This is a genomic window from Streptomyces sp. SudanB5_2050, from assembly GCF_964272335.1.
GTDB lineage: Bacteria > Actinomycetota > Actinomycetes > Streptomycetales > Streptomycetaceae > Streptomyces > Streptomyces rochei.
This window is the reverse complement of the sequence record NZ_OZ186760.1, coordinates 4,135,617-4,158,787: the sequence shown is the minus strand read 5'-3', so window position 1 is coordinate 4,158,787 and position 23,171 is coordinate 4,135,617. Positions and strand designations below refer to the sequence as shown.

Below are 23,171 nucleotides of genomic sequence, written 5' to 3'. Positions count from 1 at the left end.
ATGTCCCCGCACAACGACAGCGGCGTCACCGTGTTCAGGTCACGGTGACGCCGCTGCCGGGGGGAAGCACCTGAGGCGATCTGTTACGACGGGGGAATCGCGTCAGGCACTGCGGGGGGTGGCCGAGATGGTCCTCACTCCGGGATCCTCCGGCTGCGCGAGCCGGTGGTCCCTCTGGTCCAGGTTCACAAAGATCATTCCGTAGCGGATGGCACACCGCACGGGCTGCGGCGCCCCCCGAGGCCGCCGCAGACACCGGTACGCCCGTACGTCACCGTCCTCGTCCAGCGTGACGACGACCGGCTCACCGAAGACGGTCACCATCAGGGAGTCACCGGGGTGGGGGATCGCGGTGACCAGGTCGATGAAGTGCCAGCCGGATCGGTAGGCGGTGGCCATCTCCCGGCGGAAGGAGCGGTCGTCAGGTGGCGTCGACATCGCGATCAGTTCCAGGAGGTGTCGTCGGTACGGTCGACACCGACCGTCACCGCAGTCGCTCCGGCACCCGCACGCACGTCACTGGACTTGCCGGCCAGGCCGCTCGCGGCCCCAAACACCACAACGGCGGAAAGAGCAGCGGCAAGTACCGAGCGAAGCATTCTCTTACTCATAGTCGGCTTCGTCCTCACTCGATGGTCTCCTCTTCCCCCGTCGGATAAGACGATGGCTCATTCAGGCACGTCATGGCCACACAATCGGTGCATCATGTTCCTGCATGTTCAGGACCCTGGGGGGTGGAAAAATGGGGACAAATGAGACAGATGCGACACATCCCCACGCCATAACCGAACTGTGTGACGAAGGCAGTCGAATTTACTTCAGCGCGCTGCGCGCCGGCCGCATCGCACGGGCGGACGTCGAGTCGGCCCCCTGCCTGATGGAGTTCGCGCTCCTCCACCCCGACCCCGACGATGCCACGTGGTTGCGCCCCGTCCCGCCCACGGTGGCCCTCGCTCAACGACTCCATCCGATCGAACGGGAGATCACGGAGCGTCGGCGCCTGTCGGTCCAGTTGGCGGACGCCTTCGAGCCGTTCATGGCCGCGAGCTCCCAGGACACCGCGTCGACCCATGCCATCACCGTTCTGGAGGGCAGGGACCGCATCAACTCGGCGTTGAATCTCGCCACCTCCGAGTGCCGTACGGAAGTGCTCACCGTGCAGCCCGGTGGCCGACGGCTGGAAAGCAACCTCCTCAAGGGCCTTGAGCGGGACAGGCCACTGATCGAGCGAGGCGTCCGGTTCCGGACCCTGTACCAGCACACCGCCCGGCACAGTCCCGAGACCCTCGCCTACGTGGACCAGATCGCCAACGGCAAGGTGGAGGTCCGCACCATCGACGAACTGGTCGAACGGCTCATCATCTGCGACGAGTCCGTGGCCTTCATCCCCACCCGCGAAGACCGCCAAGTAGCTCTGGAACTGCGCCACCCCGGGCTGGTCAGGTATCTGATCAAAGTCTTCGAGTTCATGTGGTCCCGCGCGGTGCCGCTCAAGGTGGGTACGCCCTACGAAACCGCCCCCGACGGCATCACGGACATCCAGCACTCGATCGCCAAGCTCCTGGTGGAAGGACACGTCGACGAGGCCATCGCACGCCGTCTCGGCATGAACGTCCGGACCTGTCGAGCACACATCGCCAAATTGGCCTTGGCCTTGGGCAGCGGCAGCCGAGCCCAGCTCGGTTTCCTCATAGCCCAGTCCGGGATCCTGGAGAAGGATCACTGATCGCCAGCGATGAAGAGAGCCGCACGTGACCCCAAGAGCACATCACCATGGAGCGGAGGAACTGTGTGAGGCGGGTCTGAGTCTCTATGCCCGCGCACTGCGCGAGGGGCACCTCCCCGGCGTCGAGGCGACAGCAGCTCCTTGCCTGCTCGACAAGGGCATACTCCACCCGGCGATCGAGGACCCGAGCAGACTGGAGCCCGTTCCTCCAGCCGTCGCCCTGCAACGCCTGCTGCGTTCCTCGGAGGAGCGCATCACCGTCGAACGCCGCCGCGGACAGCGGCTCGCGGACGCCTTCGAACCTCTCATGCGCCTCGACCGGCGTGCCGTCGGCGGTGAGGACGCGTCGTCCCTCAGGCTCCTCAGCACCAAGGAGCGCGTGGGCCGGGCCATCGCCGAAGCCATGGCCGAGGGCACGGAGCAACTCCTCGCCATCCAGCCGCACGACGGCCTCGTCGCACCCCCCTTCCACTACCACGAGGCGGCGTTGGAGCGGGACCAGGCGTTCCTCGACCAGGGCGGGCGGGTCCGGGCCCTGTACCAGCACACCGTCCGCCACGCTCCGTTGGTCATCGGACGCTACGAACGCCTCAGAGGGGACGTCGAGGCACGCACCCTCGACCAGGTCACCGAACGCCTCATCATCGTCGATCACACCGTGGCCTTCATCCCCGCCAACGCCGACCGCTCACTCGCCCTCGAGGTCCGCCACCCGGCGCTGGTCGCCTACTTCGTCAACACCTTCGACCGCCTCTGGCACCTCGCCACCCCCATGCACCCCCGTGCCGTCCAGCAGCCCACCCTCAACGGCATCACCCCCCGGCAGCGGGCCATAGCCGCCCTCCTCATCGAGGGCCACACCGACAACGTCATCGCCGAACGCCTCGGCATGAACGTCCGCACCGCCCGGGTCCACATCGCCAAACTCGCCGCCACGCTCGGCAGTGAGAGCCGGGCGCAGCTCGGTTACCTCATCGGGCAGTCGGGGATCCTCGACCGGGACGGATGACGGGAGAGGCCACCGTGTGCCGGGAGCCGTCCAGGCCCGCCTGGGCGATGCGCACCCCCAACTGGGTGCGGCTCGCCGCGCCCAGGGTCTCCGAGAGGCGGGCGATGTGGGCGCGGGCCGTGCGGACGCTGATGCCGAGGCGCTCGGCGATCACCGCGTCCTGGTGGCCCTCCGCGAGCAGCGCCGCGATGGACTGCTCGCGGTGGGAGATGCCCTCGATGCCCGTGTCGGGGAGCGGTGCGGTCAACGGGATCGCGAGGCGCCAGAGGCGTTCGAAGACCGTGCCCAGATAGGCGACGAGGGCGGGGTGGCGCAGCTCCAGGGCCATCGTGCGGTCGGAGTTGGCGGGGATGAAGGCGACCGTGCGGTCGAAGAGGATGAGCCGGTCCACGACCTCGTCGAGGGTGCGGGCCTCCACCGCGTCGCCCATCAGCTCCAGGTAGTTGAGCAGCCCCTGCCCGTGCCGGGCGACGTGCGTGTACAGGTCCCGCATCCGCACCCCGCGCCCTCGCAGGGCCAGCGCCCGGTGCAGGCCCTCGGACAGCTCCGCCTCCCGCCGGATGCCGCCGGGCTGCACGGTCAGGACCTCCGTCGTGCAGACCTGCGTCGCCTCGTCCATGGCGGCCTGGATGCGGGCCAGGCCGTCGAGGACCCGGATCGCCGTGCCCTCGGTGCCGGCGGGCGGCGCGGTCCGCCCGCCCAGACCGGCGTACCACTCGAACGCTTCCACGGCCGAGCCCACCCGCCGCTGGCTCGCGCTGACCTCGTCGTACACCCCGCGCAGCAGCCGGGTCATGACCTCCTGCGGAGAGGTCGGCACCAGCCAGTCCATGTCGTCGGGGTCCGGGTGCAGCAGGGCCAGTTCGAGGAGGCAGGGGACGGGCTCGGCGTCCCGGCGCGGCACCCGCCCGCGCCGTACGGCCCTGGAGTACACGCGGTCCCCGGCCGCGCACAGCCGGTCGGCACCGTGTGGATGCTCCTCAGCCCCGTGCCCGGCCATCGCCCATCCCACCCCCGGTTCCGGCTCTTTCCGCAGCGCAACTATGCGCGGCCCGGACCCGGTCCGCAACACGGCTCGGGGCGGGACGGCGGCCCGGAAGGCGGGTCGGGGCCGGTGCGCCGAGAGGTGCGGCCGGCCCCGTACCGGGGGTTACTTCAGCCCGATCTCCGCACAGTCCGCCTCGTACTTGGCCGTGCAGATGTCGGAGACCTTGTAGAAGCCGTCCGCGACGACCGTCTCCTTGATGTTGTCCTGGGTCAGGGCGACGACGGGGACCAGCTGGGCGGGGATGGCCTTGGTGGTGGGGCTGTCGACCTTGTCGCGGGCGAGGGCGTCGAACTGGATGTCCCGGCCCTGGACCCGTGCCACGGCCATCTCCGCGGCGTGCTCCGCCTCCTGCGGGTAGGACTTGTACACGCTCATGTACTGCTCGCCGGTGACGATCCGCTGCACCGCCGCCAGTTCCGCGTCCTGGCCGGTGATGGGCGGCAGGTCGGTGACGCCCGCGCTCTCCAGGGCCTTGATGATGCCGCCGGCCATGCCGTCGTTGGCGGAGTAGACGCCCGCGATGTTGTTCTTGCCGATCTTCTCGATCGCCTCGGCCATGTTCGCCTGGGCGTTCTCCGGCTTCCAGTCCTCGGTGTCGAAGGACTCGGCGATCGTCACCTTGCCGTTCAGCTCGGACAGCGCACCGGCCTTGAACTGCTTGGCGTTGGGGTCGGTGGGCGAGCCGTTCATCATGACGATCTTGTCGGAGCTGTCGGCGCCGTCGCCGAGCGCCTCGACGAGGGAGCGGCCCTGGACCTCGCCGACCAGCTCGTTGTCGAAGGAGATGTACGCGTCGATGGGGCCCTCGGCCAGCCGGTCGTAGGCGATGACCGGAATGCCGGCGTCCTTGGCCTTCTGCACGCTGTCCCCGATCGCCTTGGCGTCGACCGCGTCCAGGACGATGACGTCGACCTTCTCGTCGATCATCTGCTGCATCTGTTCGGCCTGCTTGGACGAGCTGGCCTCCGCGTTGGCGTACTTGACGTTGCCCTGGTCCCGCGTGAGGTCGGCGACCTTCGCCTTGAAGAAGGGGTAGTCGAACTGCTCGTAGCGGGTGTTGGCCTTCTCCGGGAGGAGCAGCGCCACCGTGATGTCGTCGCCCTTCGTGGGGCTCGCCCCGTCGCTGCTCTCCGAGGCGCCGAGCATGCCGCAGCCGGCGAGCATGAGGGACATGGAGGCGGCGGCCACGGATATGGCGATACGACGACGCATGCGAGGGCTCACTTCATGTGCGAATCGGGACGTGGGCACAGCAGTGCGGCCCATGTGACTGAAAAGCCAACGCTTCCCCCGCCATCGGCGTCAAGGGATACCACTTAACGAGATGGGAACAGTACGCTCCGCCCATCTCGCGGACGTCCTGGGGAGCCGGTGCGGAGATCCCTTGGAGGCGTGCGCACGGGCCGGTCACGGATGTGTCCGGCCGCGTCTCCGGCCCACGCGGCGGGCGACGGTGACGATCGGTCAGCCGCCGCCGGCCGCGACGGCCGCGAGGATCTCCTCCAGGTCGTCGACGGCCGCGTGGACGCCCTCGGTGAGGAGGGTCGCCGTCGGGTTGAGCAGGATCTCGTCGACGCCGGCCGACCGGTAGCGGGCGAGGGTGGCGGCGATCTCGCCGGGGGTGCCGGTGACGACGACGTCGGCGCGCAGCAGCTCGGCGGCCGGGTCGGCCGCGTCCGGGTCCACGCCCGCGCGGCGCAGCATGTCGGCGTAGTGCGGAACGCGCAGATGGGTGCCGGCAGCGGCCTCGGCGAGGCGGCGCGGGTCGCGGCCCGGCCGGCGCACCGCCACGTGGACGGCGGTGGCGACGCGCGGGCGTGCGGCGCGGCCCGCCCCGGCGGCGCCGGCGGCCAGCCGCGGGACGAGGACGTCGCGTACGTAGGGCGGCGGGGTCATCCAGGTGATGGCCACGTCCGCGGTCGCGCCGGCCGTCCGGGCCATGCCCGGCCGCAGCACCCCGGCGCCGACCTCGACCGGAGCGTGCGGCCCGACCGGCGGCAGCGCGCCGTGCAACCGGTGGTAGGCGCCGTCGTGGGCGACGCTCCGGCCGTCCAGCAGGGCGCGTACCGACGTCACGTACTCCCCCACCGCCGTGCGGGGGCTGCGGTACGGCTCGGGCGCGAGCCCCTCGGCGAACTCGGGGGTGCCGATGCCGTACCCGGCGACCACCGGCCGGTCGGTGAGCAGGGCGAGGGAACGGGCCTGGAGCGCGGCCTCGTAGGGGTGGCGCAGCGGGAGGAGGGTGACCGCCGTGCCCACGGGGACGGTGTGGCCCATGCCGGCCAGGTGGGCCAGCACCTGGTGCGGTTCCGCCCGGAAGGACTGGCACAGCCACAGGCGCCGGGCGCCGGTGCGGGCCACCAGCGCGGCGAAGGGGGCGACGAGTTCGGGGTGGTCGGGCTGGAGGGGGTAGAGGACCGCCGGGAGGCCGGTGCCGGGCGGCTGGTCGGGGGCGGGCGGCTGCCCGGCGGGCGGCTGGTCGGGGGCGGGTGTCGTCACGGTCGGGCTCCTGGGGCTTTCGCGGCTTCGGACGCTTCCGCGGCTTCGGTCGCTTCCTTCGTGTCCTGGTCGGCCGCCGCCGTGACGTCCGTGGTGGCCGCGGGCGCGGGGCCGGGGCGGTCGAGGGTCGCCACCAGGGCGCGCTCCGGGTCCAGGAAGCGGGCGGCGGCCTCGGCGACCTGCCGGTGTGTCACCTCGGCGAGGGCGTGCGGGTACTCGGTCAGCCAGTGCGGGTCGAGGCCGGCCGCCGCGAAGCCCGCCAGCGCGCTCGCCTCCTCCGCGCGCGTGGCGAGGGCGAACCGGGTGAAGCCGGCGGCGTAGCGCCGGGCCCGCCGGGTCTCCTCGGGAGTGGGGCCGGTCGCGGCCAGTTCCGCGAGGCAGGCGGTGACCTCCTCGGCCAGCCGGTCGGCGGTGCCGGGGGCACCGGCGCAGTCGATCTCCAGCCAGCAGCCGGCCCGGTTCTGCCGGATGCGGGCGTCCACGGCGTACGCCAGTCCGTGGCGCTCCCTGAGCCGCCGGGTGAGCCGGGAGGAGGCGTGGCCGCCCAGCACCAGCTGGGCCAGGTGCAGCGCGGGGTGGCCGGGGCCGGGGGCCGGGACGGCGGGGCCCGCGGTCAGCAGCAGCGCCTGCTCGGCCGCCGGGTCGTGCAGGGCGAGGCGCCCGGGGGCGGGGGCGCTCCGGGGGAAGGGGGGCAGGGACAGCCCGGAGGGGCCGCCCGTCCAGGCCCCCAGCTCCGCGTGGACGCGGTCCAGGACCCGGTCCGGTTCCTCACCGGTCATCAGCAGGAGGACGGCGCCCCGCGGGACGACCGCCCGGTGGTGCAGGGCGAGCAGCTCCGCCGCGGTGGGGACGGTGCCGCCGGGGGCGTCGTCGGACAGCGGGTGGGGGCCGCCGAAGGCGTGGCGGAGCTGGGCGCGGCGCAGGCGGGCGCCGGGGCCGGGCGGGGGCGGGGGCAGCCGGGTGCCGGCGGCGGCCGGCCGGTCGTAGGCCGGGCGCAGCAGCAGGTCGGCCAGGAGTTCCAGCGCGGCCGGCAGCCCTTCCGCCAGCACGCCGGCCGACCAGACCAGGTGCTCGGCGGTGACCACGGTGCTCAGCTCGGCGCCGAGTCCGGCCGCCAGATCGGCCACGGACCGCCGGTCGCGGGTGGTCGAGGCGGTGCCGAGCCCGGTGGCGAGCAGTTCCTGGGCGACGGCGAGGGTGGGTTCGGTGCGGGCGTACGGCAGGACCAGGCGCAGCTCGGCCAGGGGCGCGCCTGGCACGGTGACGACGACGGTGTCCAGGCCGTTGGGGAGGACCGTGCGCAGGGTCTCCCGGCCGGTCGGTGCCGGGCGGCGCGGGGCGGTCGTGGCCTTCATGGGGTGGCCCTCTCCAGGGTCCGGACGGTGCTGGGTGCGGTGAGCAGGGCGCGCGCGGCGGCCGCCACCTCGGGGGCGGTCACGGCGGCCAGGTGCTCGGGGACGGTGTCGGGGCCGGTGCCGTCCAGGCCCGGGAAGAGCAGTGCGGCGCGGCCGTGGGTGACGGCACGGGCGGTGAGCGAGTCGGCCTGGCGGTGGCAGGCGGCTCGCAGCACGGCCAGCGCGGGCCGCAGCTCCTCCTGGCCGGGCGGTTCGGCGGCCAGCTCGGCCAGGGTGTCCCGCCACAGGCCGACCGCCTCGTCGGTGCCGGTGCCCGGCGCCCGGCCGAGCAGGACGAGCGCGAGGTCGGGGGCGGCGGAGGCGAGCCACTGGCCCTGGTAGCCGCAGCGCACGGTCGCCGCGTCCAGCCGGGCCGTCCGGGTGAGCAGCCCGGGGAGCCGGGAACGGCGCAGGACCTCGCACAGGACGGCCTGCGCGAAGTACGTGCCCCGGTCCCGGCGGGGGTCGGCCAGGGCGTGCCCGATGGCCACACCGTCGCGGTGGTAGGGCACGGGGGCCTGGTGCCGGGGCGTCGCACCGTGGGGCCGGGCGGACGGGGACGGGGACGAGGGCACGGACAAGGACGGGGACGGGGATGCGGAGGCAGGGGCGGGGGAGGGATCAGGGGCGGTCCGGTCGGCCGGGCACGGGACCGGCAGTGGTGTCCAGCCACCGAACTCCCGCTCCACCAGTTCCGCCGTCCGCCCCGCGTCCACGTCCCCGGCCACCGAGAGCACCGCCCGCTCGGGCCGGTAGTGGCGCCGGAAGAACGCCTCCGCCTCCTCCGGCGTCAGGTCGCGCAGCTCCGCCACCGTGCCGTAGGCGTCGCGCGCACCGGGGTGCAGGGCGGCGAGGACCGTGTCCCACAGCCGGGTCCCGGCGTCCGACGCGCGTATCTCCTCGGCGACGATCGCGTTCTCGGAGCGCACGGTCGCGGGCGCCGGGGCGAAGCGCCGCAGCCGCCGGGCCTCCCAGGCCAGGATCTCGGGGAGCGCGTCGGCGGGGGCGACGGTGTGGAAGACAGTGTGGTCGCGGTGGGTCTCCGCGTTGCACATGCCGCCCGCCTCCTCGACCAGGGCGACGTGGCCGGAGTCCTCCCCGGCGCCGCGCGGGAACATCAGGTGCTCGACGAGGTGGGCCGTCCCGTGCCGGCCCGGCGGATCGTCGTCGCCGCCCGCCCGCACCGTCAGCGCCACGGCCACGAGCCCCCGCCCCGGCACCTCCTCGACCGTCAGCGGGAGGGTCACGACAGCGGCCGGTACACGGAGACGCACATCTTGCGGCTGTCGCCGCCGTCGAAGGGCTGCTCGCGCCAGCCGGAGTAGCGGGCGGACAGCTCCAGACGGGCGATGCCGGCCAGCAGGTCGAGTTCGCTGGGCCACAGGTACCGCATCACCGTGGTCGCGGACTTCGGCGGCTCCCCGTCCAGGAACAGGGTGTTGTGGACCATCATGTTCTGCGAGGCGGGCAGCACGCCGATGGACTCGATCATGGCTCCGCGCCCGGGCACGGGGTAGGTGCTGATCTCGTTCTTCTTCTGGACGTGGTAGTCGCTGGGGTCGAAGGTCTCGACGACGACGTGCCCGTCGGGCGCGGTGTGCCGGGCCACCGCGTGCATCAGGGCGATCTGCTCGTCCGGGGCGACCGCGCAGCACAGCGAGTTGAAGGGCGCGAGGACCACGTCGAAGGTCCGGCCGAGGTCGAGGGCGGCGAAGTCGGCGTGCACGGGGGTGATCCGGCCCTCGGGGTCCTTCTCGGCGAGGCGGGCGAGCATGCCCTCGGAGGAGTCGACGCCGTGCACCCGGAAGCCCTTGTCGGCCAGCGGCAGCGCCACCCGGCCGGTACCGACGCCGAGTTCGAGCACGCTCGCGCCGGACGCGGTGAGGGTGAGCAGGAAGTCGGCGATGTCCTCGAGGTCCGGGGTGGCGGGGTAGATCTCGTCGTACACCTCGGCGAGGGCGTCGCTGTAGGCGGTGGTCAGGGCGGTGCCGAGACCGCCACCGGCGGCGGTCTCGGGGGTCTCGCCGGCCTCGGTGGTCTCGGGGATCTCGGCGGTCTCGTTGGTCTCGGTGGCGGGGGCCGTGGTCGTCATCGTGCCGCTCCCGGGCTGGGGTCGAGGTTGTTCTGGGGGTGCAGCGGGTCGATGCCCGCCTCGCGCAGGGCGCGTACGACGTGCTCCGCACTCCCGGGTCCGACGGGAGCGTCGGAGGGCCGGGGGGCGTCGGCTGCTTCGGTTGCTTCGGAGGCTCCGGACGCTTCGGAAGCGTCGGAGGCTTCCGAGCCGTCGGCCAGGGCGCAGTCGATCAGCCCGGACGCCAGCGCGAACGCGCGGTGCTGGCCGAAGCTCATGCCGCTCTGGCCGGGGCGCGGGTCCTGCGGGTCCCAGGCGGCGGCGACGCCCGGCGCCAACTCCTCGGTGAACACCGAGGTGTCGGGCCCGGTGAGCGTCCCCGCGTACCGGGAGACCGCCTCCGTGACGGCGCGTTCGCCGGGACGGTGGTCGCCGTGCAGGTAGAGGACGACGGCGTCCCGGCGCGGGAAGTCCTGCGGGTCGGAGAGCACCTTGGCGTGGTAGAGCGCGGCCGCCCCCTCCAGCGCGCCGAGCGCGGCGCCCCACAGCACGACCGCCGCGTCGGCGTCCCGCGCGTGCAGGAAGATCCGGCGTACGGCGCCGGCGGGGCGGGGCAGCGGGCGGGAGCCCATGACGTAGAAGAAGCCGGGCGACAGTGCGGGCCGGGCGGCCTCCAGGGCGAGTTCGACCGTCTCACCGGGCGCGGGCGGGACGGACGGGCTCAGCAGGCGGTCGGCGGGGACACGGGCAGTGACCTCCGGGAGGCGGACGACGAGCTGGTCGCCGTCGGGCCGGCGGAGCACCTCGACGAGGCGGCCCCGGGTGGGGGTGGTGCGGTGCGGCACGGCGGCCGCGAGCCGAGCCTCCAGGGCCGGATCGCGCAGGGTGCGGCGAGGGGGCGGCCCGTCGGGGACCGCACCGCCGCGGTGGCGGCCCGCGTGCAGTTCCTCGTACAGCGCGTTGGTGAGTCGGCCGCGCAGGTCGCGGGGGCTGTCGGCGGTGACCGTACGGCCGGCCACCGAGGCCCGGCGGGCACCCGGCGCGACGGAGACGGCGTCCAGCGCCTCGGCCAGCCGGGGAGCGAGCCCCCGGTGCCGGGCGACGGGGGAGGCGTCCGGCACCGGGGAGTTCAGCAGGGCGGTGGTCATCGGTGGTCGCTCCCGTTCGAGGCGTGCGGCGTGTGCGGGGTCCGTTCCGCGGACAGGCCGAGCGTGCGCGCGGCGGCGGACGGACCGAGCAGGACGGTGCGGCCGATGCCGGCGGCGGCGCGGGCGACCGGGTTGAGGGTGGCGTGCGACTCGGCGGTGGCGATCAGCCGGTCGTACATGTGCCACCCGGCGTACGCGGCGGCCCGCTCGGGCAGTCCGGCGTCGAGCGCCAGGGCCTGGGGGCGGCACTCCAGATAGCCCTGCCAGAAGGCGGCGATCCGGGGCAGGTGGCGGCGCAGGCTCGCCGAGCCGCGCGCGACGATCTCCTCGTGCGTCAGCCCGAAGCCGGCGGTGCTCTCCTCGGGCCGCCCGGCTCCCGCCTCCGTCGGCGCGAAGACCGAGTACGTGGCGTGGAAGAGCCACTCCCCGGCGAAGGCGCCCACGTCCCGCGCGGGGTCGGCGAGCCGGAACTCCTCCCAGTCGACGAGGTACAGCTCCCCCGCGCCCTCGTCGGCCCGGATGAACTGGTCGAAGCGCAGGTCGCAGTGGGCCGGGGCGAGCGGCACGGTCCGCTCCAGGTCACGCAGCCGGTGCAGGGCGTCGACCACCTCGGTGTCGTCCTGGACGAGCTGCCAGGCGGCGATCTGGGCCATGCTCCGCTCCTGGACGGCGCTCCACGGCAGGGCCTTCAGCCAGGACAGCGGAGGCAGCGGCGCCTCGCCGGTGTCGAGGCCGTCGACGGGCCCCAGGCCGTGCAGGGTGCCGACGGCCCGTCCGGCGCTCCGGCACAGGTCGTCGTCGAAGTCGCCGTCCAGCGCCAGTTCGGCACCGGAGCGGGCGCCGGGCACCAGCCGGTGGACCATGACGCCTGCGGCGGGGTCGGCGCCGAGCAGCCCGGGCGAGCGCAGCGGCGAGGCGGGCGTCAGGCGGACGGCCAGGTCCTCGAAGCTCAGCGACCGGTCGAGTTCGGGGCAGCCGGTGCCGTCCGGCAGCGGGGTGACCGTCTTGACGAAGACCTGCTCACCGGTGGTGGTGGGGCCCGCCCAGTTGTCGTTGCGCCCGCCGAACGCGGTGGTCGCCGCCGCGTCGAGCCGGCCCAGACCGAGCCGCCGCAGCAGGGCGTTCACGGCCGGGACGGTGTCCAGTTCGGTGGGCCGGTAGCGCTGCCGCGTGCGCGGCCGTTCGGCCGTGGTGGTGGTCATGGTGTGGCTCCCCCGAGGACCGCGCGGCGGCCCTCCTCGTCGATCAGGTCAGCGATGAAGGCGGTGTAGTCGGCGAGTTCGTCGCTCCAGCCGCAGTACGCGGCGAAGTCCCGCGTGTGCGCGGCGATCCGTACGACGGCGGCCCGGCCCGTCAGTTCCCGGTCCGCGCCGGAGCCGTAGGCGTCGAGCAGCACCCTCGGCAGCTCCGGGCCGTCCAGGTGCGCCGACACCGGTACCGCCCAGTCCAGTTCGGCCAGGTCCCCCAGCAGCCAGCCCAGGTCCAGTTCGGGCCGGGCGGCGCCGAGGTCCTCGCCGGTCAGCAGCGCCACCGGTCCCCGGCGCAGGGGCGGGATCAGCGCGCCGAGGGAGGCGAAGCCGTGGACGAGGACCGTGCCGCCGGGTTCCGTCAGCTCGGCGCACCAGGAGCGCAGCCGCTCCAGGCGGGCCGGGCCCCAGACGCGCGCGGCGTGCTCGCGCAGCCGCACGACGGCGGGGGCGTGCGGGGCTGCGGCGGGGACGTGCGGTGCCGTGGCGGGCGCGTACGACGCCGTGCGGGGGGTGTGCGGGCCGGCCACGCCGCCCTCGGCGCCCCGGTCGAGGAACGACCGCAGCCGGGCGAGGGCCGGGGGCACGCCCGCCCCGTCCGGCACGGCGCTCGCGTGCAGGTCGCGCAGCGCCTCTCCCGCACCGGCCAGCGCGTGCGCCAGCAGCAGCCGGACCGCGGGGCGGGGGTCGCGCAGCCAGGCGGCGGCGGAGTACGGGCCGTCGGCGAGGTAGGCGAGGCCGCCCTCGACGGGGCGCGGCACGACCAGGCGGGCGCCCGCGGTGTGCGCGGGAACGGCCGGCGCGAGCGGTGCGGCCGGCGGGTCGTGGCGGCCCGTGCCGGGCCCGTGCCACCACTCGTGACGCCCGTCGGGGGTCCGCCGTACGCGGGTGGTGCGCAGCCCGGTCGCGAACTCCTCGACCGGGCCCGCGGTGGCCGCCGTCACGCCTCCTCCTCGTCCCGCCGCGCCCTCGCGTACGCCCCGACGCACAGGCCCATCAGTTCGGACAGCGGGGCCGCGCCCCCGTCCTCGGTCTCGCCGGTGCTCGCGCTGACCGCGGGCACGGTCGGCGCGACGACGACGCCGGGGCGGGCCCGCAGGGTCTCCAGGTGCCCCTGGACCACGGGGCTGAGCTGGGCGCCGGGCGGCAGCGAGGGCGCCACGCCGACCAGCGCGGAGGTGGACTGCAGGGCGCACAGCAGCGGGGTGTCGGTCAGGCCCAGCGCGTAACGCGCGACGAAGTGCATCGTGGCCGGGTGGACGAGGACGAGGTCGGGCCAGCGGGCCAGTTCCACGTGCGGGGCGGCACCGGGGCCGGCCTCGTTCCAGTCGTCCGTGACGACGTCCTTTCCGCACAGCGCGGATATCGCGTCCGCCGAGACGAAGCGACGGGCGGAACGGGTCAGCACGACCCGTTTCTCCATTTCCGGAAAGGTGTTGCCCAGCCAGTTGGTCCAGAAGGGCAGGAATGCCACGCCGAGCGCTCCAGTACCGACGAGGAGAACCCGCCGGAATCCGGGGTCCGCGACGCCCGTGGGGTCCGGGGCCTCCATGACACTGTCCTCCTGGAAGTGACGGGAATCAGGTGGTGTGTTGCCCGGGGAGGGACCGGTGGCCGGCACCGGCCCCTCCCCGCGGGTCACTGAACGGGGAGCCCGGTCAGCACTTCTTCTCGATGGTCTTGGCGGTCAGCGAGCCCAGGGCCGCGGCGCACTGCTGCGAGGAGCGGGCCGTGATGATGGTCGCGCGGATCGCCCACGGGATGGTCGGGCTGAACGCCGGCGCGGCGTCCTTGCCGTCGTACAGGCCCAGCTCCTCGGCGGAGGTGTAGGCGGTGTAACCCTCGAACAGGTCCTTCTCGTTCTGCGTGGTCTGCATTTTTCTCTCCCTTGTGAAAGGTGTCCGCCGCCGTTCGCTGCGGACGAGAGAAATATGGCGCACCGGAAAAGGCGTCCGCCATTGGCAATTGCGGCATGACCGCGTCCGGCATGACCGCATCGGCATTACCGAACCGGCATTGCCGCATCGGCATTGCCGCAAGCGTCAATACCGCGGGCGCGCCCGCCCACGTAGAAAGAACAGGGTGAAGACACCTGACTCATCAACCACCCAGGCCCCGCGGCCCGCGCCCCGGCCGCCGCTGCGGGCCCTGCTCGCCCACGCGCGCCCGCACCGGCGCGTTCTCCTGCTGGTCCTGGTGCTGACCCTCGCGGGCAGCGCGGCGGGGCTGGCCCAGCCGATGGTCGTCGAGTCGGCGCTCACCGCGCTGATGACCGGCACCGGTCTGCGCGACGAGATGCTGCTGATGCTGGCCCTGCTGGCCGGCTCGATCCTGCTCACCTGGTCCCAGGCCCTGGTCAGCGAGCGCACCGCCGAGAAGGTCGTGCTGGACGTGCGCCGGGGCCTGATCCACCGTCTGATCCGGCTGCGCACCGGTGAGCTGGACAAGACCGAGCCCGGCGGGCTGACCACCCGGGTGACCTCGGACAGCACCCTGGTGCAGCACGCGGCCACCAGCGGTGTCATCCAGCTCGTCGACGGCGCGCTCCACCTGCTGGCCACCATCGTGATGATGGGCATCACCAGCCTGCCGTTGCTCGGCATCACCTCGGGCGTCCTGGTGACGGTCGGTGTCGCCATGGGCGTGGTGATGCCGCGCATCCGCAAGGTCACCACGCGCGCGCAGACCTCGGTCGGCGAGATCGGCGCCGCCCTGGACCGCTCGCTCGGCGCCGCCCGCACCGTGAAGGCGAACGGCGGCGAGGCGACGGAGACCGCGCGGGCGGTGGCCGCCGCCGAGGACGCCTACCGGGCCGGCCTGGCCGGCGCCCGCTACCACGCCACCATCGCGGTGCTCTCCGCGCTGGTGGTGCAGGCGTCCTTCCTGGCCGTCATCGGCTTCGGCGGCGCCCTGGTCGCCACCGGCACCCTGGACCTGGCGGCGCTGATCGCCTTCCTGCTCTACCTGTTCAACCTCGGCGGCCCGGTGCTCTCCCTGGTCGGCGGCACCACCTCCCTCCAGCAGGGTCTGGGCGCGCTCACCCGGATCGAGGAGGTCGAGCGGATGGAGATCGAGACGGACGTCGACGAGACCCCCGCCCGCCCCGTCGGCCCGCCGCCCCGGGTCACCCTGGAGCACGTCACCTTCGCCTACCCGGACCGCGCCACCACCCTCGACGACGTCAGCCTCACCGCCCCGGCCGGCGGCGTCACCGCGCTGGTCGGCCCGTCCGGCAGCGGCAAGACCACCGTCTTCTCCCTCCTCCAGCGGTTCTACGACGTCGACTCCGGCCGCGTGCTGCTGGACGACACCGACGTCTCCACCCTCAGCCGCGCCGAGGTCCGCCGCAGGATCGCGTACGTGGAGCAGGACACCCCGATGCTGGCCGGCACCCTGCGGGAGAACCTGCTGTACGCCGCGCCCGACGCGACCGACGAGGAGGTCGAGCGGGTGCTGCGGGACACCCTGCTGGACGCGCTGGCCGCCCGGCTCCCGCAGGGCCTGGACACCCAGGTCGGCGCCCGGGGCCTCGCGCTGTCCGGCGGCGAACGCCAGCGCCTGGCCATCGCCCGCGCACTGCTGCGCCGCCCGCAGGTGCTGCTGCTCGACGAGGCGACCGCACACCTGGACGGCCTGAGCGAGACCGCGCTGCGCCACACCGTCGAACGGGCCGCCGAGCACTGCACGGTGATCCTCATCGCCCACCGCCTGTCGACGGTGACCTCCGCCGACCACATGGTGCTGCTCGCCGGCGGGCGGGTGCGCGACCATGGACGCCACGGGGAACTCCTGGGCAGGGACGAGCTGTACCGGGACCTCGCGGCCACCCAACTGACGGCCGCGGGAGCCTGAGAGGACCCCGCACTGACGTACTGACCAACCGTCAGAACCGCACAGCAAAGGAAGACCGCATGGGGCAGGACCCGGCATCCGCGTACGACGACCACGACACCTACGACGGTGACGACGACGAGGAGACGGAGGGCAAGCCCGTCCTGGAGTCCGTCGCCGAGGACGACCGCTTCGGGACCATAACCGTCCGCCTGGACACCCGGCTGGGCGAGGTCACCGTGGAGGGCGACGCGGTGCCCCGCGTCGAGCTGTACCGCGAGGAGGGCACGGAGACCGACGACCACACCCCCGTCGGCACCCGCGACGGGGACCGGCTCACGCTGACCGTCGACGGCGAGGAGGCGGTGATCAGCCCGTCGAAGGGGCGGCTGACCCGGCGTTCGTTCGCCGTGGACGTCCGGTACGCGGACCGCAGCTGGCGTCTGGTGCCCGACTCGATCCCGGGCAGCCGCCTGCTGCGCGGCGAGGAGCACGTCGGGGACTTCTCCTCCGACGGCGACGGCCAGGTGCTGGCCGAGTGGCGCGAGGGCGTGGAACCCGAGGCGCTGGACGCGGCCCTCGGCTACGCGCTGGCCGCCGCGTTCGGCACCGGCGCCCAGCCCATGTGGATGCTGGCCATGGAGGCGGTCGGCGACATGCTCCCGGGCTGAGGCCCGCCCCGCCGCACCGCGCGCAGCCCCTCCGGTCCCGCACCGGAGGGGCTGCGCCGCGTCGTGGCCCCGGAGGTCAGCCGCGGGCCCCGCGGATGTCGTCCGCGTACAGGTGCGCGACGATCGCCGCCTCGAACCGCGTGGTGAGGCCGAGCTTGCGCACGATGCTCGCGGTGTGGGCCCGCACCGTGCGCTCCGCGATCCCCAGCCGCCGGGCGAGCCGGCGGTTCTGCTCCCCCGTGGCGAGCAGCAGCAGGACCTCCAGCTCCCGCCCGGTGAGCGCGGAGAAGTCGAGCCCGGAGAGGCGGGGTGCGGAGACGTCGAGCGCGGAGACGCCCGCGGAGGCTCCACTCGTGGAGATGTCGTGCGCCTTGTCCTGTACGGCAACAGCCATGTCGTTCCCCCTGATTGTGTTCGGACGTGTCGCATTCCGTCGGCTCTTGACCGGCGTAGGACGTCGGTTGATGTCCGACGGCTCTCAGCCTGCCAAGAGCCGGGGCCCGGGACACGCCCCGGACACAGCAGCTTGCTGCACCGGCACGGCACCATCCTGCCGACCCACGCGCCGGGTCTTGACCAACGCATTACTCTGGGTGGCGATCATTTCGGTGGATTCCGCTTCGCCGCGGGCCTGACCAACCGCACCCGGCGACGAGTCCACCGGCCCGGCCAGTACGCGACGATCACGGGGGAAGGATGAAGAATGAGGGCAGCATGGGCCTGTTGGGGCTCGACGCCATGGAGGAGCGGGTCTACCGCCACTTCCTGAGGTACCCGGGGACCACGGCCGAGGACATCCACCTGCTCTTCGACGCACCGCAGCAGGACGTGCGCGCGGTGCTGGACCACCTGATCGAGCTGAGCCTGCTCAGACCGAGCGCCGGGGACGACACCCTGACGGCGGCGGACCCGGAGATCGCGGTCGGTCTGCTCACCGACCGTCGGCTGAGCGAGCTGCACCACGAGTTGCAGCAGGTGACCAGACCACGCCACCTGGTCGACGAACTACGGGCGGAACAGGGCGCGCGCCCGCCGGCGGGCGGCGGCGTGGAACGGATGACGGACCTCGCGCAGATCCGGCACCGGATCGACGACCTCGCCTTCTTCGCCCGCCGGGAGATCCTCTCGGTCGAGCCCTACCAGGCGCTCACCCCCGAGAACATCGAGCACGCGCGTCCCCTGGACGCCCGCTGCCTGCGCCGGGGCGTACGCATCCGCAACGTCGTCCTGCGGGAGGCGCTCGACGACCCCGGCACGGCGGCCTACCTGCGCGAACTCGGCTCGCTCGGCGCCGAGATACGGGTCGCCCCGGACATAGCCGAACGCGTCCTCGTCTACGACCGGCACACCGCCCTGGTGCCGACCGATCCCGGGGACACCTCGCGCGGCGCCCTCATCGCCCGGGAACCGGGGCTGGTCGCCGGGCTGTTGTCCCTCTTCGAGAAGATCTGGGAGCAGGCCACGGACCTGGACCGGGTGCTCGGCGCCCCGCCCGAGGACGAGGTGACCCTCTCCCCGGTCGAACTGGACGTCCTGCGGTCCATGTGCCGGGTCACCAAGGACGAGATCGGCGCGCGCGAACTGGGCGTCTCCCTGCGCACCTACCGCCGGCACGTGGCCGACGTGCTGCGCGTCCTGGACGCCAGCAACCGCCCGCACGCGGCCCTGCTGGCCCGGGAGCGCGGCTGGGTCTGACCGCCGGCTCCGTCAGGTCGCCCCGCTCTCCTCGGCGCACCAGGCGCGCAGGGCGGGGTCCTGAAGGGCACCGTCCGCCCACGCCCGCACCGCGGCGGGGGGCGAACCGGCGGGGGGCCGGATCCGCAGCCGGATCCGGCCCCCCGTCTCATCGAGTCGCCAGGAACGCTCCCACTCCCCGGGCAACTTGCCCAGGAGTCTGACCACGGCGGTCGCGGCGGGCGCGGTGCCCGGTCGCCTGCACACCAGCACCAGGTCCTGGAACTCCGTCTGCGTCATCTCTTCCGTCTCACTGCCAGCCGTTGACCGACGCTCTGACCGAGGGCCCGCCGCCCGCGGTCAGCGACGTGCCCAGCGGCAGTGCCACGAGCAGAGCCAGCACGAAGGTCGTCAGTCCGGTTCCGAAGATCTTGCCCATGCGCGTTGTCCCCCTGTCGTTCATGCCCCCGACTCTGCCAGCGGACGGGCGTCCCCTCCAGACGGCTCGCTGTCAGGATGCTGCACGCCACCAGGCACTTGCTGTCAGCCCGGGCGCCGCGCACACGCACGGGGGCCCGGGAGTTCCTGAGAACTCCCGGGCCCCCGGCGACGCGTCGCCGTCAGTCGGCCTGCTGCCGCTTGGGACGCCACACCACCAGCGCGCTGGTCTGCTGGACCTCCTGGTACGGCACCAGGTCCCGGCGGTACGAGGCGTGCACCGCCGCCTCGCGCTGGCGCATCGCCGTGGCGGCGCCGTCGAGGGCGTCCTGCATCTCGGCCAGGCGCGCCTGGAGCGCGGCGACCTGGTTCTCCAGTTCGATGATGCGCTTGATGCCGGCCAGGTTGATGCCCTCGTCCTGCGACAACTGCTGCACCTGGCGGAGCAGTTCGATGTCGCGGGCCGAGTAGCGCCGGCCGCGCCCGGCCGTGCGGTCCGGGGAGACCAGGCCGAGGCGGTCGTACTGGCGCAGTGTCTGCGGGTGCAGACCGGAGAGCTGGGCCGCCACCGAGATGACGTAGACCGGGGTGTCCTCGGTCAGTTCGTACGGGTTGCGTCGACGACCGTCCATTCCCGTCAAGCTCCCTTCGCGGCCTTGAACAGCTCCGCCCGCGGATCCTCGTCCGCGGTCGCCTCGCGATACGCCTCGAGCGCGTCACGAGCCTTCCCCGTCAGGTCCTTCGGAACACTCACCTCGACGGTGACCAGGAGGTCGCCGCGGGTGCCGTCCTTGCGGACCGCGCCCTTGCCCCGGGCGCGCATGGTGCGCCCGTTGGGCGTGCCCGCCGGCAGCTTCAGCGTGACGGGCGGGCCGCCCAGGGTCGGGACCCGCACCTCGCCGCCGAGGGCCGCCTCGGCGTACGTCACCGGGACGGTGACGGTGAGGTTGTCGCCCCGGCGTCCGAAGACCGGGTGCTCCTTGACGTGCACGACCACGTACAGGTCGCCCGCCGGTCCGCCCCGCTCGCCCGGGGTGCCCTTGCCGCGCAGCCGGATGCGCTGCCCGTCGGAGACCCCGGCCGGGATGCGGACCTGCATGGTGCGGGACGACTTGGCGCGCCCGGAGCCCTTGCAGACGTCGCAGGGGTCCTCGGCGATCAGGCCGCGGCCCTTGCAGTCCGGGCACGGGTCGGTGAGCGAGAAGCCGCCGCCCGAGCCCCGGGCGACCTGCCCGGTGCCGACGCAGGTCGGGCACACGCGCGGCGTGCCGTTCTTGTCGCCGGTGCCCGAACAGGCCTTGCAGGGCGCCTGCGAGGACATCCTGAGCGGGACCGTGGCGCCCTCGATGGCCTCGGTGAAGCTGAGGGTGACCTCGGACTCGATGTCCTGGCCCCGGCGCGGCTGGGTGCGCGTGCCGGCGCCCGGCCCGCCACCGGTGCGGTTGAACAGGCCGCCGAAGACGTCGCCGAGGCCGCCGCCGAAGCCACCCTGTCCTCCGCCCTGGGCGCCGCCTCCGAAGAGGTCGCCCAGGTCGAAGTTGAAGGTGCCGCCGCCGCCCGCGCCCGGCCCCGGGCGGAAGCCGCCGTTGCCGAACAGCGCGCGGGCCTCGTCGTACTCCTTGCGCTTCTTGGGGTCACCGAGGATGTCGTTGGCCTCGGAGATCTCCTTGAAGCGCTCCTCCGCCTTGACGTTTCCCTTGTTGGCGTCCGGGTGGTTCTCGCGGGCGAGCTTCCGGTACGCCTTCTTGATCTCGGCCTCGGTGGCGTCCTTGGGGACGCCGAGAACCTTGTAGTAGTCCTTCTCGATGAAGTCCTTGGTACTCATCCCCGACGTCCCTCCTCTCGCGCCTTGTCCGTCACTTCGAGCTCAGCCCTCGTCCGGGCCACCGCTCTCCTTGGTGCCGCCGTCCCCGCCGGTGTCCGCGGGGTCGGAACCGTCCTTGGCCTCGGCGCCCTCCTCGGCCTGCTTGGCCGGCTGGGCGCCGGGCTGCGGCTCGGCCACCGCCACCCGCGCGGGGCGGATGGTGCGCTCGCCGATCCGGTACCCGGGCTGCAGGATCGCCACGCACGTCGTCTCCGTGACGTCCGGGGCATAGGAGTGCATCAGGGCCTCGTGGATCGTCGGGTCGAAGGGCTCGCCCTCCTTGCCGAACTGCTGGAGGCCCATCTTGGCGATGACCGACTCCAGCGACTCCGCGACGGACTTGAAGCCGCCCACGACCTCGCCGTGCTCACGGGCGCGGCCGATGTCGTCGAGCACGGGAAGCAGCTCGGACAGGAGGTTCGCCACGGCGATCTCCTTGACCGCGACGCGGTCCCGCTCCACCCGGCGGCGGTAGTTCTGGTACTCGGCCTGGAGGCGCTGGAGGTCGGCCGTGCGCTCGTTGAGCGCCGAGCGCGCCTGGTCCAGCTGGGCCACCAGGCCCACGTTCTCGCTCGCGTCCCCGGCCGGGGCCGCCCCCTCATCGGAGGCGGCCTGCGGCTCGGCGTCTTCGGGGGTGGCGCCGGAGGGGACGTCGGGCTTCTCGTCGAAACCCGGGGTCTCCTCCGTCACGCGGCACCGTCCTTGCGCTCGTCGTCCACGATCTCGGCGTCGACGACGTCGTCGTCGGCACCCTTGTCACCGGCCTGGGCGCCCGCGCCGGGGGCCTCGCCGCCGGCGGCCTGCGCGCCCTGGGCGTCGGCGTACATCGCCTGGCCCAGCTTCTGCGAGACGGCGGCGACCTTCTCGGTGGCGGTGCGGATCTCGGCGGTGTCCTCGCCCTTGAGCTTCTCCTTCAGCTCGGCGACGGCGGACTCGACCTCGGTCTTCACCTCGCCCGGGACCTTGTCCTCGTTGTCCTTGAGGAACTTCTCCGTCTGGTAGACGAGCTGCTCGCCCTGGTTGCGGGTCTCGGCGGCCTCGCGGCGGGCGTGGTCCTCCTCCGCGTACTTCTCGGCCTCCTGGCGCATCCGGTCGACCTCGTCCTTCGGCAGCGAGGAGCCGCCGGTGACGGTCATCTTCTGCTCCTTGCCGGTGCCGAGGTCCTTCGCCGTGACGTGCATGATGCCGTTGGCGTCGATGTCGAAGGAGACCTCGATCTGCGGGACGCCGCGGGGCGCCGGGGGCAGACCGGTCAGCTCGAACATACCGAGCTTCTTGTTGTACGCCGCGATCTCGCGCTCGCCCTGGTAGACCTGGATCTGCACGGAGGGCTGGTTGTCCTCGGCGGTGGTGAAGATCTCCGAGCGCTTGGTCGGGATCGTCGTGTTCCGCTCGATCAGCTTGGTCATGATGCCGCCCTTGGTCTCGATGCCGAGGGACAGCGGGGTGACGTCGAGCAGCAGGACGTCCTTGACCTCACCCTTGAGGACACCGGCCTGGAGCGAGGCGCCGATGGCGACGACCTCGTCCGGGTTGACGCCCTTGTTGGCCTCCTTGCCGCCGGTCAGCTCCTTGACCAGCTCGGCGACGGCGGGCATGCGGGTGGAGCCACCGACGAGGACGACGTGGTCGATCTCGGACAGCTGGATGCCGGCGTCCTTGATGACGTTGTGGAACGGCGTCTTGCAGCGCTCCAGCAGGTCGGCGGTCAGCTGCTGGAACTGGGCGCGGGTGAGCTTCTCGTCCAGGTGCAGCGGGCCCTCGGCGGAGGCCGTGATGTACGGGAGGTTGATCGAGGTCTCGGTGGACGAGGACAGCTCGATCTTCGCCTTCTCGGCGGCCTCGCGCAGGCGCTGGAGCGCCATCTTGTCCTTGGAGAGGTCCACACCGTGGCCGGACTGGAACTGCTTGACCAGGTAGTCGACGACGCGCTGGTCCCAGTCGTCACCACCGAGGTGGTTGTCACCGTTGGTGGCCTTCACCTCGACGACGCCGTCGCCGATCTCCAGCAGCGAGACGTCGAAGGTACCGCCACCGAGGTCGAAGACGAGGATGATCTGCTCGTCCTTGTCGAGGCCGTACGCCAGGGCGGCGGCCGTCGGCTCGTTGACGATGCGCAGGACGTTCAGGCCCGCGATCTCGCCGGCCTCCTTGGTGGCCTGGCGCTCGGCGTCGTTGAAGTACGCGGGGACGGTGATGACCGCGTCGGTCACCTTCTCGCCCAGGTAGGACTCGGCGTCCCGCTTCAGCTTCTGCAGCACGAAGGCGCTGATCTGCTGCGGGTTGAAGTCCTTGCCGTCCAGGTTGATCTTCCAGTCGGTGCCCATGTGGCGCTTGACCGACCGGATGGTCCTGTCGACGTTCGTGACCGCCTGGCGCTTGGCCACCTCGCCGACCAGCACCTCACCGTTCTTGGCGAAGGCGACGACGGACGGCGTGGTCCTGGCGCCCTCGGCGTTGGTGATGACGGTGGGCTCGCCGCCCTCCAGAACGCTGACGACGGAGTTAGTCGTGCCCAGGTCGATGCCGACCGCACGTGCCATGGTGAATA

24 protein-coding genes are annotated in these 23,171 nt (G+C 73.0%); 5 read left to right on the top strand and 19 right to left on the bottom strand.

Features of this window, described 5'->3' with window-relative positions:
• Nucleotides 1–102 precede the first annotated feature (102 nt).
• Complete coding sequence (locus tag ACFZP7_RS18550; RefSeq protein ID WP_019324905.1) at nt 103–438, bottom strand: hypothetical protein; 336 nt, start codon at nt 436–438, stop codon at nt 103–105.
• Between the two features lie 304 nt (nt 439–742).
• Between ACFZP7_RS18550 and ACFZP7_RS18545 the strand changes: the two genes are divergently transcribed.
• Both ACFZP7_RS18545 and ACFZP7_RS18540 read left to right on the top strand, forming a co-directional pair.
• On the top strand, nt 743–1,726 hold the full coding sequence (locus ACFZP7_RS18545; protein ID WP_078855373.1) for a helix-turn-helix transcriptional regulator: 984 nt from the start codon (nt 743–745) through the stop codon (nt 1,724–1,726).
• A gap of 25 nt (nt 1,727–1,751) precedes the next feature.
• The gene (locus ACFZP7_RS18540) at nt 1,752–2,735 is read left to right on the top strand and encodes a LuxR C-terminal-related transcriptional regulator (protein ID WP_030972834.1); all 984 of its coding nucleotides are present in this window, start codon (nt 1,752–1,754) and stop codon (nt 2,733–2,735) included.
• Here ACFZP7_RS18540 and ACFZP7_RS18535 read toward each other — a convergent pair.
• The 11 genes from ACFZP7_RS18535 to lxmA all read right to left on the bottom strand — a co-directional run bounded on the left by ACFZP7_RS18535 (nt 2,698) and on the right by lxmA (nt 14,019).
• Complete coding sequence (locus ACFZP7_RS18535; RefSeq protein ID WP_030972832.1) at nt 2,698–3,735, bottom strand: helix-turn-helix transcriptional regulator; 1,038 nt, start codon at nt 3,733–3,735, stop codon at nt 2,698–2,700. The two genes, ACFZP7_RS18540 and ACFZP7_RS18535, sit on opposite strands and share 38 nt — an antisense overlap.
• A 150-nt stretch (nt 3,736–3,885) precedes the next feature.
• On the bottom strand, nt 3,886–4,995 hold the full coding sequence (locus ACFZP7_RS18530; protein ID WP_203612801.1) for a sugar ABC transporter substrate-binding protein: 1,110 nt from the start codon (nt 4,993–4,995) through the stop codon (nt 3,886–3,888).
• A gap of 252 nt (nt 4,996–5,247) precedes the next feature.
• A complete protein-coding gene (gene lxmJ, locus ACFZP7_RS18525; protein ID WP_192341984.1) occupies nt 5,248–6,282 on the bottom strand; it encodes a F420-dependent peptide dehydroalanine reductase LxmJ in 1,035 nt (344 codons plus the stop codon).
• Nucleotides 6,279–7,637, bottom strand: coding sequence for a M16 family metallopeptidase (locus tag ACFZP7_RS18520; protein WP_385634870.1), 1,359 nt, complete (start codon nt 7,635–7,637; stop codon nt 6,279–6,281). The genes lxmJ and ACFZP7_RS18520 overlap by 4 nt, the downstream gene beginning before the upstream one ends.
• Nucleotides 7,634–8,923, bottom strand: a complete 1,290-nt coding sequence (locus tag ACFZP7_RS18515; protein ID WP_385634868.1) for a M16 family metallopeptidase — start codon at nt 8,921–8,923, stop codon at nt 7,634–7,636. Before ACFZP7_RS18515 ends, ACFZP7_RS18520 begins: the two co-directional genes overlap by 4 nt.
• Nucleotides 8,920–9,768: a bifunctional 2-polyprenyl-6-hydroxyphenol methylase/3-demethylubiquinol 3-O-methyltransferase UbiG gene (locus ACFZP7_RS18510; RefSeq protein ID WP_137961283.1), complete on the bottom strand. Its 849-nt coding sequence runs from the start codon at nt 9,766–9,768 to the stop codon at nt 8,920–8,922. The genes ACFZP7_RS18515 and ACFZP7_RS18510 overlap by 4 nt, the downstream gene beginning before the upstream one ends.
• Nucleotides 9,765–10,895, bottom strand: coding sequence for a T3SS effector HopA1 family protein (locus ACFZP7_RS18505; RefSeq protein WP_385634866.1), 1,131 nt, complete (start codon nt 10,893–10,895; stop codon nt 9,765–9,767). The genes ACFZP7_RS18510 and ACFZP7_RS18505 overlap by 4 nt, the downstream gene beginning before the upstream one ends.
• Nucleotides 10,892–12,097 (bottom strand): class V lanthionine synthetase subunit LxmK, encoded by a 1,206-nt coding sequence (gene lxmK, locus ACFZP7_RS18500; RefSeq protein ID WP_385634864.1) that lies wholly within the window; start codon nt 12,095–12,097, stop codon nt 10,892–10,894. The genes ACFZP7_RS18505 and lxmK overlap by 4 nt, the downstream gene beginning before the upstream one ends.
• Nucleotides 12,094–13,086, bottom strand: a complete 993-nt coding sequence (locus tag ACFZP7_RS18495) for a hypothetical protein (protein WP_385634862.1) — start codon at nt 13,084–13,086, stop codon at nt 12,094–12,096. Before ACFZP7_RS18495 ends, lxmK begins: the two co-directional genes overlap by 4 nt.
• Complete coding sequence (gene lxmD / locus ACFZP7_RS18490; RefSeq protein ID WP_031017315.1) at nt 13,083–13,694, bottom strand: peptide terminal cysteine decarboxylase LxmD; 612 nt, start codon at nt 13,692–13,694, stop codon at nt 13,083–13,085. The genes ACFZP7_RS18495 and lxmD overlap by 4 nt, the downstream gene beginning before the upstream one ends.
• A gap of 106 nt (nt 13,695–13,800) precedes the next feature.
• Complete coding sequence (gene lxmA / locus ACFZP7_RS18485) at nt 13,801–14,019, bottom strand: lexapeptide family class V lantibiotic (RefSeq protein WP_019324892.1); 219 nt, start codon at nt 14,017–14,019, stop codon at nt 13,801–13,803.
• A 205-nt stretch (nt 14,020–14,224) separates the two neighbouring features.
• Here lxmA and ACFZP7_RS18480 point away from each other — a divergent pair, with 205 nt between their 5' ends.
• Nucleotides 14,225–15,994 (top strand): ABC transporter ATP-binding protein, encoded by a 1,770-nt coding sequence (locus ACFZP7_RS18480; protein ID WP_136235867.1) that lies wholly within the window; start codon nt 14,225–14,227, stop codon nt 15,992–15,994.
• Nucleotides 15,995–16,053: 59 nt separating this feature from the next.
• On the top strand, nt 16,054–16,644 hold the full coding sequence (locus tag ACFZP7_RS18475) for a hypothetical protein (protein WP_355514963.1): 591 nt from the start codon (nt 16,054–16,056) through the stop codon (nt 16,642–16,644).
• A gap of 76 nt (nt 16,645–16,720) precedes the next feature.
• Here ACFZP7_RS18475 and ACFZP7_RS18470 read toward each other — a convergent pair whose 3' ends face one another.
• Complete coding sequence (locus ACFZP7_RS18470; RefSeq protein ID WP_078855243.1) at nt 16,721–17,038, bottom strand: response regulator transcription factor; 318 nt, start codon at nt 17,036–17,038, stop codon at nt 16,721–16,723.
• Between the two features lie 320 nt (nt 17,039–17,358).
• On the opposite strand from ACFZP7_RS18470, the gene ACFZP7_RS18465 reads away from it, so the two are divergent.
• Nucleotides 17,359–18,339 (top strand): LuxR family transcriptional regulator, encoded by a 981-nt coding sequence (locus ACFZP7_RS18465; protein ID WP_031017318.1) that lies wholly within the window; start codon nt 17,359–17,361, stop codon nt 18,337–18,339.
• A gap of 12 nt (nt 18,340–18,351) precedes the next feature.
• Here ACFZP7_RS18465 and ACFZP7_RS18460 read toward each other — a convergent pair whose 3' ends face one another.
• From ACFZP7_RS18460 to dnaK, 6 genes are all read right to left on the bottom strand, one after another.
• A complete protein-coding gene (locus ACFZP7_RS18460; protein WP_019324887.1) occupies nt 18,352–18,618 on the bottom strand; it encodes a hypothetical protein in 267 nt (88 codons plus the stop codon).
• Nucleotides 18,619–18,628: 10 nt separating this feature from the next.
• Nucleotides 18,629–18,781 (bottom strand): hypothetical protein, encoded by a 153-nt coding sequence (locus ACFZP7_RS18455; protein WP_158101628.1) that lies wholly within the window; start codon nt 18,779–18,781, stop codon nt 18,629–18,631.
• Between the two features lie 157 nt (nt 18,782–18,938).
• Nucleotides 18,939–19,388 (bottom strand): heat shock protein transcriptional repressor HspR, encoded by a 450-nt coding sequence (locus ACFZP7_RS18450; protein ID WP_019324885.1) that lies wholly within the window; start codon nt 19,386–19,388, stop codon nt 18,939–18,941.
• A gap of 5 nt (nt 19,389–19,393) precedes the next feature.
• Nucleotides 19,394–20,581, bottom strand: coding sequence for a molecular chaperone DnaJ (gene dnaJ, locus ACFZP7_RS18445; RefSeq protein WP_019324884.1), 1,188 nt, complete (start codon nt 20,579–20,581; stop codon nt 19,394–19,396).
• A 42-nt stretch (nt 20,582–20,623) separates the two neighbouring features.
• Nucleotides 20,624–21,310 carry a nucleotide exchange factor GrpE gene (gene grpE, locus ACFZP7_RS18440; protein ID WP_220671826.1) on the bottom strand — a complete coding sequence of 229 codons (687 nt, stop codon included), beginning with the start codon at nt 21,308–21,310 and terminating at the stop codon, nt 20,624–20,626.
• Nucleotides 21,307–23,163: a molecular chaperone DnaK gene (gene dnaK / locus ACFZP7_RS18435; protein WP_019324882.1), complete on the bottom strand. Its 1,857-nt coding sequence runs from the start codon at nt 23,161–23,163 to the stop codon at nt 21,307–21,309. The genes grpE and dnaK overlap by 4 nt, the downstream gene beginning before the upstream one ends.
• Nucleotides 23,164–23,171: the final 8 nt, after the last annotated feature.